The organism is Kandleria vitulina DSM 20405 (genome assembly GCF_000702065.1).
GTDB lineage: Bacteria > Bacillota_I > Bacilli_A > Erysipelotrichales > Coprobacillaceae > Kandleria > Kandleria vitulina.
Window position 1 is genome coordinate 154,971 of sequence record NZ_JNKN01000005.1, and the last position, 12,774, is coordinate 167,744.

At 35.2% G+C, this 12,774-nt stretch carries 11 protein-coding genes; all 11 read left to right on the forward strand.

The window, feature by feature from the left end; genetic code table 11:
• Positions 1–43 precede the first annotated feature (43 nt).
• Positions 44–892, forward strand: coding sequence for a class C sortase (locus T513_RS0102680; protein WP_031588800.1), 849 nt, complete (start codon positions 44–46; stop codon positions 890–892).
• Entirely contained in the window at positions 870–1,703 is an 834-nt protein-coding gene (locus T513_RS0102685) for a class C sortase (protein ID WP_031588801.1), read from the forward strand. The genes T513_RS0102680 and T513_RS0102685 overlap by 23 nt, the downstream gene beginning before the upstream one ends.
• A 13-nt stretch (positions 1,704–1,716) precedes the next feature.
• Complete coding sequence (locus tag T513_RS0102690; protein WP_031588802.1) at positions 1,717–2,580, forward strand: Cna B-type domain-containing protein; 864 nt, start codon at positions 1,717–1,719, stop codon at positions 2,578–2,580.
• Positions 2,577–3,158, forward strand: a complete 582-nt coding sequence (locus T513_RS0102695) for a sortase (protein ID WP_051654361.1) — start codon at positions 2,577–2,579, stop codon at positions 3,156–3,158. Before T513_RS0102690 ends, T513_RS0102695 begins: the two co-directional genes overlap by 4 nt.
• 308 nt (positions 3,159–3,466) lie before the next feature.
• Complete coding sequence (locus tag T513_RS0102700; protein WP_031588804.1) at positions 3,467–7,297, forward strand: SpaA isopeptide-forming pilin-related protein; 3,831 nt, start codon at positions 3,467–3,469, stop codon at positions 7,295–7,297.
• 60 nt (positions 7,298–7,357) lie between these two features.
• Positions 7,358–9,025: a SpaA isopeptide-forming pilin-related protein gene (locus tag T513_RS0102705; RefSeq protein ID WP_031588805.1), complete on the forward strand. Its 1,668-nt coding sequence runs from the start codon at positions 7,358–7,360 to the stop codon at positions 9,023–9,025.
• Positions 9,026–9,095: 70 nt separating this feature from the next.
• Positions 9,096–9,923 carry a class C sortase gene (locus T513_RS0102710; protein ID WP_029070394.1) on the forward strand — a complete coding sequence of 276 codons (828 nt, stop codon included), beginning with the start codon at positions 9,096–9,098 and terminating at the stop codon, positions 9,921–9,923.
• Between the two features lie 2 nt (positions 9,924–9,925).
• Positions 9,926–10,759 carry a class C sortase gene (locus T513_RS0102715; protein WP_035876474.1) on the forward strand — a complete coding sequence of 278 codons (834 nt, stop codon included), beginning with the start codon at positions 9,926–9,928 and terminating at the stop codon, positions 10,757–10,759.
• Between the two features lie 13 nt (positions 10,760–10,772).
• The gene (locus tag T513_RS0102720; protein WP_031588807.1) at positions 10,773–11,663 is read left to right on the forward strand and encodes a Cna B-type domain-containing protein; all 891 of its coding nucleotides are present in this window, start codon (positions 10,773–10,775) and stop codon (positions 11,661–11,663) included.
• Complete coding sequence (locus tag T513_RS0102725; protein ID WP_035876475.1) at positions 11,660–12,241, forward strand: sortase; 582 nt, start codon at positions 11,660–11,662, stop codon at positions 12,239–12,241. The genes T513_RS0102720 and T513_RS0102725 overlap by 4 nt, the downstream gene beginning before the upstream one ends.
• A complete protein-coding gene (locus T513_RS0102730; RefSeq protein WP_159048253.1) occupies positions 12,241–12,507 on the forward strand; it encodes a S26 family signal peptidase in 267 nt (88 codons plus the stop codon). The genes T513_RS0102725 and T513_RS0102730 overlap by 1 nt, the downstream gene beginning before the upstream one ends.
• Positions 12,508–12,774: the final 267 nt, after the last annotated feature.

Genomic DNA, 12,774 nt, shown 5'->3' on the forward strand with positions numbered 1-12,774 from the left:
GTCTTTATGACCAATTCTCATATACAATATTATGGAGATGCACATGAAAATAAAAAAGAATGATATAGTATTGGCTTTACTTGTTTTCGTAGGTATATCCATACTATTGTATCCAACAGTCAGCAACAAGTGGAACGCCTATAGAAATAGTAAGCTGATTTCAGAGTATAAAAATAATGTTTCCAACTTGACGGAAAACAAGGCTGAAAAGATGCTTGAAGCCGCAAAGAAATACAATAGTACACTAGGAAATCCGAAGGTTCCTGATGCGTTCTCTATTCGTGATGGAAAAAGAGACAAAGAATATGACTCGCTTTTGAACATGGGAGATGGCATGATGGGTTATGTGGAAGTGCCTTCCATTGATGTCAACCTACCACTTTACCATTACACCTTTGATTCAGTTCTATTAAAAGGGGCTGGGCATCTGTTTGGCAGTGCTCTTCCTATTGGGGGAGAAAGCACACATAGCGTTGTATCAGCACACCGTGGCTTGCCAAGTGAAAAGATGTTTACTGATCTTAATCTAGTAGAAAAAGGGGATCAGTTCTATTTCCATATTCTTGGTAAGGTGTATGCCTATGAAGTAGATCAGATTCTTACAGTGAAGCCAAGTGATGTAAAATCATTATCTATCGAGTATAAAAAAGATTATGCGACACTTGTTACATGTACACCTTACGGTGTCAATACACAGCGTCTACTAGTAAGAGGTCATCGTGTACCTTATAACAAAAACAAGAAGAACATTAAAAAGCATGGTCAATCAGTCAGCTTTATTATCTTGCAGATCATCTCTGCAGTTGCTGGTATTATTTTAGCAATCGTGCTTCATTATCTTTATTCGCGTAAGAAGAAGGGTGTAAAAAATGAAGAAAGACAAGCTGATTAATATCTTTATTGCATTAATGATCTTCGTTGGTCTTTCAGTTATGTTTTATCCGGTAGTTAGTGATATGTGGAATACATATCGTAACTCATTGTTAATATCATCTCATAAGAAAGATGTTAACGACTTAAGCAAGAAACAAACTGAACAGATATGGAATGAAGCTGTAAACTACAATAAGAACCATAAAGAAAACTTTATCAAAGAAGATGTCTTTACGAATCTAAAGAAACATACAAAAAGCAAATATGATTCTTATTTGAACATTTCTAAAAATGGTGTCATGGGCACTATTGTCATACCTAAGATCAATGTAGAAATACCCATTTACCACGGTACCGGTGAAAAGGAACTCCAGACAGGGGTGGGACATATGGAAGGGACTAGTCTCCCAGTGGGCGGGACGTCTTCCCATTGTGTTCTCTCAGCTCACCGCGGGTTGCCAAGTGCCAAATTATTTACAGATCTAGATAAGATGAAAAAAGGAGATCTCTTCTTTCTTCATATTCTAGATAAGACTTTGGCTTATAAAGTAGAAGATATCTTTACTGTTAAGCCTAATGAAACAGATAAGCTTTCCTTAATTAAAGGAAAGGATTACGTGACACTTCTGACTTGTACGCCTTACGCTGTCAATACGCATCGTCTGCTTGTTAGAGGAGTGCGTACTGCCTATAAGCAAAATCAAGAACAGAATGTATCCATTCTTAAGGATTATCGTGTATGGATTCTTATTGGAACAATTGTAGCTTTGATCATAGTCAATGTATTTATGGTCATCAAGAATAAAAAGAAAAAACGTTCTAAGAAATAGGGGGGCAAATAATATGAAAAGATGCATAAAATGGCTTACAGCAGTGCTTGTCATCTTGTTTTCTTTAACACCAGTCATCGCCGAAGAGAAGATGGGAGATATTACAATTAAATATCCTGTTGATAATGTCACATTCAAGCTCTTCTATTTAGGTGAATGGAAAGCAGAAAAGATTAACTATCAAGGTGCTTTTAAAGATGCAAAGATTACAGATGATTTAAATGAAGCTGCAGATGCACTTTCAGCATTTGTGAAAAAGAATAATATCAATCCAAGCGCAAGTGAAAAAAGCAAGGATGGGGAAGTGAATTTCTCTAATATCAAGAAAGGTATCTATTTAGTATTAGGTGAAGAAAAGATTGATAATAAAGTTCATTATCGTGTAAGACCAATGTTATTATCAATGCCAGCTTATAACGCCAACACTGAAAGCTGGTCAACAATCGTTAATGCGAAATATGAACAGGAAACAATTCCTAGCAATACCAGTCTTGAAGTATTAAAAGTCTGGAAAGACAACAACAGTAAAAATCGTCCAAAAAGTATCGAAGTTGAACTTTTAAGAAACAATGAAGTGTATGATACAAAAACGCTTTCTAAAAAGAACAACTGGAAACACACATGGAATAATCTTGATGGAGATTATGAATGGACTGTATATGAAAAAACGACATTCAATGATTACAGTGTTTCAATCAGTCGTTCAAATAGAAAAGTTGTCATTACAAATAAGCTCAACAAAGAAACACCACCAAAGACTCCAAAGAAACAGAGCATACCACAGACTGGACAGTTGTGGTGGCCAGTTGTGATCTTGGCTGGCATTGGTGTTGTACTTATCAGCATCGGTTTAAGTAAAGGGAAGGCCGATAGATGAAAGGGCAAATCATAATTAAGATTGGGCTGCTGTTTATTATAGCAGCTCTTTCACTTACACTTTATAACGTATATGAAGGATATCTTGCGGATCAATCTTCATCTATGGTTGTGAAGCAGCTTAAAAAGAAAGTCACTGCGCGAGATGAAAAGCATGTCTATGAATATTCAGATAGAGACATGCCAACGATCTTAATTGATGGTCATTATTATGTAGGATGGATTTCTATTCCTTCTTTGCATTTAGATCTTCCTGTAATGGATACATGGAGCTATCCTCATTTAAGAATTTCTCCTTGTCGATATGAAGGAACAATCTACAAGCGCAATATGGTTATTGCAGGTCACAATTATGCCAGACATTTTTCTCGTATCAAAGGATTAAAGAATGGTACAAAAGTTACTTTTACTGATGTAGAAGGATCAGTATTCCCATATCGTATTACCTCTCAGGATATTTTATATCCAACTGAGAATGAAAAACTTATCAAAGAATCTGATCAGTGGGATCTGACAATGTTCACATGTACATGGGGTGGAGAACGTCGTCATGTCGTCAGATGCTCACTTGAAGTATAATTTTTCATTTGACAGGACTTTGTCCTGTTTTTATTTTTGTCAAATTAATGTCAAATATTCATATAAATTTACACATGAATGACTTCAAAATACTTAGTTTTGTCAAATAATAGTAAAATTTATTCTCAAAAGTAAAATTAGCAGTCAAACACAAGTTACATCTATTTACTTTCGTTTTTCTTGACTATAAAATGAAGGTAAGAAAAGAGGTAAGGGCTTACATTTTTGGAATAATATCGGTTTGATGCAAAATAATAATTAAAAAAGCATCGTTTAGGTAATAAAAATTTTTGATGGGGGTAGCAGATATGAAAAAGAGTAGATCGACAGTTGTCTTTATAATATTTATGGCAATGCTGCTGAGTAGCATGACTGGCGTGCCTCTTTCTTCTCATTCATTCTATAGTGATGTTAACGCTGAAGATAAAGTAAGTGAAACAACAGATGAGACTGAGGCTTCTAAAACTGATCAAGATGATAATCAGAAAGAAAAAGCTGAAGAGGATAATAAGAAAGAAGAGAAAGAAGAGAACGAAAAGCAACAAGCTAAAGTAGAGACAAAAGAAGAAAAGAAAGAAGAAAAAACTGAAATTATTGATGTTCCTACTACACTTAAGACATCGGTTGATGATGTGCGTGTAACTGTTACCTTTGATCAAACAGCTAACCTTCCAAAAGGAACAACGTTGACGGTAAAAAAGATTGTTAATAAGCATTCATCATATCGTGAAGATAAGTCTAAAGTTGAGAAATGGCTTAAAGAAAAAAAGACAAAGAAGTTAAAACATGAACTTGAATCATTTGATTTGTTTGACATTTCTCTTATGTATGATGGTAAAGAAGTTGAACCTGAAGGTAAGGTTACAGTGAAGCTTTCTTATGAGAATGAAGAGTTCGAAAATAAAAACAAGCTTAAGGTTGTACACTTTGTAAAAGATCAGGATACTGATCTTGAAGAAGTTGAAATGAGTGAAACAACATTAAAGAACGATAAAGTCACATTCGAATTTGAAACAGAGAGTTTCTCTAAATATGGTGTTGTAGAAGAACAGGTCAACGCATTAAGAGCTGGTCCAGAGAACACTATTCAAACTGCGGATAGTAGAGCTGATGGTATTACGATGAATCTATTTGATTACTGGGGTGAATCAAGTGATAAAACTCGTAATCTTAATCAGTCTGGAAACTTGCCACAAAATGGTAATGCTCAAGTTCCAAACAATTATCGAATTGGTATTAATGCAGGACATAGGCTTCAATTTACAGCCTATGGTCAAACTGGAAATACTCTTAATCATTTTACTGGTGCAAATGGTCCAGCTAGAACTGGTATCGTTCAGGATACATTAAATAAAGGTTATCCGATTTTAACAAATAACACAACATTGCAGACAGATGGTTCAAGCCTTAAATACTTGTTTGATACAGACAATATTGAGGGTGCAAAAAAGGTTTATCGCAATGTTAATCATCTTATGACTAAAGATGCTAATGGTGTATACAGCTATAACAGTAATGAAAACTACGCATACTATGATACTTCTCAAGGAGATAATGGTAGTTTCAAAGTTTACAATGATACATACAATACATCAAATAATGACAGTTATAAGATTGGGTTCTTCCCATTCACTGAATATGACAGCAATCAGACATACATCGATAACCATACGAATAATACGAACAATGGAATTAATCATCAGTACTATAATCACCATTTCGGAATGCATATGAATGCAACATTTGCGATTCCAACAAATGGTAAGGTCAATGGAAAAGACGTTGTCTATAAATACAGTGGCGACGATGATATGTGGCTTTACATTGATGGTATCTTGGTTCTTGATCTTGGTGGTATTCATGAACCAGTACATGGTACAATCAACTTTACAACTGGTGAAGTTGTAACATGGCCACAAAATGATCCTGATAATAAGACACGGACAACGTTAGAAGCCATCTTTAGTAAGCATGGTATTACATGGAAGAATGATACTGATCACAGTTTGGATATGTTCTATCTTGAACGTGGTGGACAGTATTCTAACCTTCAGATGACATTAAATATTCCTATCACAAAGACTGTGTCAGTCAAGAAAGAAATATCTGGTGAGTTAAGTGATGAATATTTAAATAAAGATTTCTCATTTATCGCTTATGTAGATAAGGGCGATGGAAATATGGTCCCTTATGAAGGCATGGTAGAAATCGGTAAAAATACAACTCATATTACAGATGGTAAATTCAAAATCAAGCCTACGGAAATTGCTAAACTGCTTGATATGAAGTCATCATGGAAATATAAGATTGTTGAAACGGGAATGAACGGAACGGAATTCTCAAGTGTTGTAATCATTGACAGTTATGGCAATATCACCCATAACTTGATAGAAGGCGAAGACAATCAAAGTGCTTCATCAGATACTCATGAAGTTGAGCAGAATACTGAAATGAGAGTCAAGAATGTTCTTAGAGAAGAACATGGTGATATAAAGGTTGGTAAGAAGTGGCGAGGCGATGATGAACTCAATCGACCATCAGAAATTACATTCCAGCTCTATAGAGTGAAGAATGGTGATGAAAGTACAAAAGAATTGTATAAGAGTCCGGATGGACATTCAGTCTTCACGTTAAATACTCAAAATTGGAATAAGATTTTCACTCATCTACTTAGAAGAAGTGGTAAGGATACTTACAGTTACATTGTTCAGGAAGTTTCAGTTCCTCAAGGATATGTAGATACATATTCAATTGAAGAAACAGCTGGAAATGGGATGAATATCTTTATTACAAATACAAAATATGGAAATGTTGATTTACAAAAGAAATGGGAGAAGGCAGATGGGTCTGCGTTGACAACAGTTCCAGATCACGTTAAGGTTCAGCTTTATCAATATAGAATGAAAGGTGTAAAGACAACAATTGATAATCCAACTGATCCTAAACGTGTAAAATTTGTAACTACATACAAGGCTGTTGAAAAGGGAATTGGAAGTGAGTATTCATCAGCAACCACATTACCTGGAGATTATACAGTAACGAATTATGTACAAAAGAATGGCTCAATTACATTTACAATTCATTCCTTCGTACAGTCATTTGGTGTACTTAGTGTTACATCAACTGGTGGCACACTTGAAAAAGTGAGCAATAGTGATAAAACTTCTGACTATTACAAATATCATAATAGATCATGGAAACCGATCGTTTATGAGACAACATATAAATTAAGCAATGTCAGTGAAGACATTCAGGTAAAGATTAATATGATTGGAACATTTACTACTAAGACACCGCCTACAGAAGTGAGTGAATTAATGGATATCAGAAATGTTACAATTACTAATCCGACAAGTGGTGGGACAACTGATGTTTATAATGTTCCTACTCCACCTACAACGATGCCTGATGAAAATACCGAGGGCTTAGTAAAATATGGTGATGAAATCATATTAAATAATGCTAATAGCTGGAAGAATAAAGTTGATGAACTTCCTTTACAGACAACAATCAATGGAGAAATCTACTATTACTTCTACTATGTAAAAGAAGTAGATGCACCAGCTGGCTTCACAGTAAGCTATGAAGGAAACAATGGTACAGGACAAAGCATTATCATCAAGAATATTAAGGATTATTTCCCAATGTCTTTCAAGAAAGTCGACAGTACAAATAATGCGAAAGTTCTTGAAGGTGCAGTATTCTCACTTTACAAAGATGAAGACTGTGAACAGATCGTTGAATTCTACAAAGATGAGAACATGCAGCAGGCAACTACAAGCTTTACAACTGATAGCAATGGTACATTCACTGCATATGGATTAAAAGCAGGTACATACTATCTGAAAGAAGTTTCTGCACCATCTGGTTATTATCTCATTGATCATCCATTGAAGGTCACAATGGATCTTCAAGGAAAGATCACTGTTGATGAAAAGGATAAGGACACAATCAGAGTTCTTATCGAAAATAGTAACGCTACTGATATCATTGAGGTAAAGAATAGCCCAGTATACTATCTTCCAAATTCTGGAGGAATTGGAACTCACATCTTCACGATGTTAGGAACTGCATTCATTGCCTTAGCAGTAACACTTTATATCATGAAACGACGCGATGAGGAGGTGAAGACCTCATAAACAATATGTTCACAATAAAAGAAAAACCAAAATAATTACAAGGAAGACGAGGAGAAAATTATGAAACGAATTAAGAAATTAGCGAGCATGATAGTCAGTCTTATGATGGTTCTAGGCATGGGCATTATTAATGTCAACGCTGCTTCACCATTGGATAAGACAGCTACTATTACAATTCAAAATGTAGAAAAAGGCTCAACTGTAAAACTTTATAAGATTTGGAAAGCTAACTATAATGCATCTGGCGATAGTATTACTGGTTGGCAAAAAGCAGAAGGTACTAATTTTACTGACAACAGTAAACCAACGGCTGAAGAAATTACTACAATGGCTGCTGGTCTTCAGGCTGGTACTATCACAGCATTAGATACAAAGGAATCAACTGTATCTGGTACAACTTATACTTACAACGTAACTGATGGTGCTGGTGCTTATATCGCAGTTATCACTTCACCTAATAATAGTGATACTGTTTATAACCCAATCCTATTATCTGTTAAATATGCTGGTACATCTACTGATTTAAGTGATGCGACTATCAATACTACAAGCAACTATTTATATGGTGCAAAGACAGTTGCAAAATCTTCTAAACCTGAAGTAAAGAAGGAAGCAGAAGGTACAACTGATAAAAGTGGTACTGAAGGAACTCATGTAACTGGTGGTGTAGGGGATGTCATTAAATACACTGTTGATGTAACTATTCCTGTATATCCATCTAATGCGAAAAACAAGACTTTATACGCAGCTGATAATCTTACTGAAGGTTTAACTTTCAAGTATGAAACTTTAAAGGTTAAAGTTGGCGAAAAGACTTATTCAATCGATACTGATACTAATGCATTAAAAGATACTGGTGGCGAAGTGATCGGTACTGCTAAGAAAACTAATAATGGTTTCGAAATTAATTTCGACTATGACAAATTAGATTATATAAATCCTGTAGTAACTTACGATGCAGTTATTAATAATAAGGCTGTAATTGGTAGGGAAGGTAATGATAATACATTCACACTTTACTATGCTAATAATCCTACTACTGGTAATACTTACACTACTTTACCTCCTCAGGATGCTGAAGATGTTAAGACTAAGAAGGATGAAGAAAAGGTTTATACTTACCAGATCTCATTCAAGAAAACTGATGACTCTGAAGAAAAGAATCCATTAGCAGGTGCGGTATTCGGTATCTATTCTGATAGCGGATGTAAGAAACTAGTAGATACAGTAACAACTAATGAAAATGGTTATGCATCATCTTCACAGGTTGGCGCTGGTAAATACTATGTTAAGGAAATCACTGCTCCTAAAGGTTATACTTTAAATAATGAAGTATTTGAAGTAACTTCAGAATGGACTTCTGTTACTACTAAAGCAACTGAAGAAACAGTAACTACAAGCTATACAAGCAACGTTGCTGAAGCTACAGTTGATGAACAAGCTGGTTGGTTAAAAGACAATATCTTCTATAACTTAGATAATAAACCAGCAGGTGATGATGTTGTGGCAGCATATGTTAAAGATACAACTACTACAAATGCATCTACTACAACATTTGCGACTAACAATCCAGGTTCTGGTGTTGTAATGATGGCTGATATCATCAATACAAAGAACCCTGAATTACCATCAACAGGTGGTATGGGTACAGTGATCTTCACAGTACTTGGTGCTGGACTAATCACTTTAGCAGTAGTACTTAAGCTTACAAGAAAAAAAAGAAGCTAGATTAATCACATTATGTAATGAGAATTGGTCTTCATGACCAATTCTCATATACAATATTATGGAGATACTTATGAAAATTAAAAAGAATGATTTGATACTGGCTTTGCTTGTTTTCGTAGGTATTTCCATACTATTGTATCCAACAATAAGTAATAAATGGAATGCTTATCGTAACAGCAAACTCATTTCACAATATAAGAAGAATGTATCCTCTTTATCAAAAGAGAAAGCTGCATCAATGATAGAAGCAGCTAAAAAATATAATCAGACTTTAGGTACACCTAAAGTGCCTGATGCCTTCTCCATCCGTGATGGAAAGAGGGACAAACAATACGATAGTCTTATCAATATGGGGGATGGAATGATGGGATATGTGGAAGTTCCTTCCATTGATGTCAATCTTCCTCTTTACCACTACACCTTTGATTCTGTCTTATTAAAAGGGGCAGGACACCTATTTGGGAGTGCTCTTCCAGTAGGAGGAGAAAGTACTCACAGTGTTGTTTCGGCTCATCGAGGGTTGCCTAGTGAAAAGATGTTTACTGATCTTAATCTAGTAGAAAAAGGGGATCAGTTCTATTTCCATATTCTTGGACAAGTGTTCGCATATCAGGTTGATCGTATTCAAGTCATTGAACCAAGTGATGTAAAATACTTATCCATTGAATATAAAAAAGATTATGCGACACTTGTGACATGTACACCTTACGGTGTCAATACACAGCGTCTACTAGTAAGAGGGCACCGTATACCTTATAACAAAAATGCGAAAGTAAATAAAAAACATGATACCGCAGTAAGCTACATTTTTCTTCAGATCGTATCGGCAATCGCTGGTGTCTTTGCAGCAATTGTGATTTACTATGTATATAGACATAGATTTAGAAAAGAGAGATGAACATGAAGAAAGATAAGATAATTAATATTTTTCTGGCATTGATGATTTTTGTAGGCTTATGTGTCATGTTCTATCCAGTAGTCAGTGACATGTGGAATACCTATCGCAATAACTTGTTAATATCTGACTATAAGAAAGATGTGAATGATTTAAGTAAGAAGAAGGCTGACAAGATATGGAATGATGCCATCACTTACAATAAGAATCATAGACAGAACTTCATCAAGGAAGATGTCTTTACCAACTTAAGAAAACGCAGTAAGAGTCAATATGATTCCTACTTGAACATTTCTAGTAATGGCATCATGGGAACCATTGTCATACCTAAGATCAATGTAGAAATCCCCATCTATCACGGTACTGGAGAAAAAGAGCTTCAGACGGGGGTGGGACATATGGAAGGCACAAGTCTACCAGTGGGTGGGACGTCTTCCCATTGTGTACTATCAGCCCATCGTGGACTTCCTAGTGCGAAGCTCTTTACTGATCTTGATAAGATGAAAGAAGGGGACATGTTCTTCCTTCATGTTCTCGATAAGACGCTCGCCTACAAGGTGGATGCGATCTGTACCGTGAAGCCTGATGAAACACAGAATCTTTCACTGGTAAAAGGAAAGGACTATGTCACATTGCTTACTTGTACACCTTATGGAGTCAATACTCATAGGTTATTGGTAAGAGGGATAAGAACCCCTTATAACAAGACTCAAGATCAAAATGTATCGATCTTGAAGGATTATCGTGTATGGATTCTTATAGCCACAATTATCGTATTGATTATTGTGAATGCTTTTATAATCATAAAGAATAAAAGGAAAAAACATTCCAAGAAATAGGGAGGCGAAAGCTATGAAAAAATGGATAAAGATGATAACTGCTGCTCTTGTCGTTTTGTTTAGCATAGTACCAGCAATGGCGGATGAAAACGTTGGTGAGGTTGTTATTAAATATCCACTCAATAATGTGGAATTCAAGCTTTTCTATCTGGGAGAATGGAAAAATAGAAAGATTGATTATCAGGGAGAGTTCGCGAATTCACATGTTACTGATGATCTGACTCAAGCTGCAGAAGCTTTAGCTGTTTATGCCAATAAGAATCAATTGACACCAACAAAGGTAGAAAAAACAAACAATGGTGAAGTAATGTTTACCAATGTCAAGAAAGGTATCTATCTCGTTTTAGCAGATGATGGCATGAATGGAAAAGAACGTTATCATGCCATGCCTACATTGCTTTCAATGCCAAACTATGTAGACAGTACTGAAAGCTGGTTCACTGAAATCAATGCAAAATATAATCAGGATGAAGTCCCTGATGAGACTGAACTTGAAGTGATTAAAGTTTGGGATGACAACAACAGTAAAAATCGTCCTAACAGCATTGAAGTAGAACTATTGAGAAACAATGAAGTCTATGATACTAAGACTCTTTCTAAGAGCAATAATTGGAAATATAAATGGACAAATCTAGATGGTTCATATGAGTGGAGCGTTTATGAAAAATCTGTATTTAATGATTATACAGTAGCGATTGAACAGGAAAATAATCAAACGATTATTACAAATAAATCAAACTATAAAACGCCTAACTATAAATCATCATCATCATCATCTACATTTAGATCTCGTACAAGTAGAATTCCACAGACTGGACAATTATGGTGGCCAGTTGTTGCATTAGGTGGATTTGGTGTGTTATTCATTGTCATTGGCATTATAAGAGGAAAATATAGTCAATGAAAGGAAAAATCTTTATAAGGATTGGAATTCTCTTCATTGCGGCAGCCGTAGCGCTGACAATCTATAATGTCTATGAGGGATATCGTGCAGATCGTTCTTCTTCACAAGTTATGGAACTTTTAAGAAAGAAGATTGTTGTGAAAGAAGAAACACATGTTTATAGATTTTCTAAAAGAGATATGCCTACAATAGTAATTAAAGGGCATCGCTATGTTGGATGGATTTCCATTCCTTCTTTAAAGCTCGATCTTCCAGTCATGGAAACATGGAGCTATCCTCATCTGAGAATAGCCCCATGTCGATATGATGGATCAATATATAATCGTGATATGGTTATTGCCGGTCATAATTATGCCAGACATTTTTCTCGTATCAAGGGATTGGAGAATGGCACGAAAGTGAGATTTACGGATGTGGAAGGACATGTCTTTCCATATCGTATTACTTCACGCGAAGTACTTTCTCCTACTCAAAATGAAAAGCTTATCAAAAAATCTGATAAGTGGGATTTAACAATGTTTACTTGTACATGGGGGGGAACACGTCGACATGTCGTACGTTGTTCATTAGAAAATTGATGAAATTATTCAAAGTAGAGGGACAATCAATGACTCCATCTATTGAAGATGGACAATATGTGATTGTAAGGAAAAAGAAGCGATATAAATATAATGATATTATTGTATTTACATTTGATCATCGTTACTATGTTAAACGTGTTCAATCAGTTTATCAGGATGGTTATTTTGTATTAGGGGATTGCTTTTCATCTTCTGTTGATAGCCGTACGATGGGCTTGATTAACTCTAAAGATATTATTGGTAGTGTCCTTGTGGTTATTTAAATGTTCATGATTTTCTCTTTAAATAATCTCACTAGAAAGAAATGAGGTAACATCTTGTGATGTTACCTCATTTTCTGTCACATTATCATCAAAAATTAAAGAGAATTAAAAAATTACAATATAAATATGAGTGAGCGTATATACTTTATAAACACCTTTCCTTTAAAATATTATGGCACTTTTCCAAGTAGCGGGCTATCCTGATTGATGGGGTGTCACTAATTGAGGGAAAATGCCTTTCCCACGAAAGTGGAAAGATAAAATCGA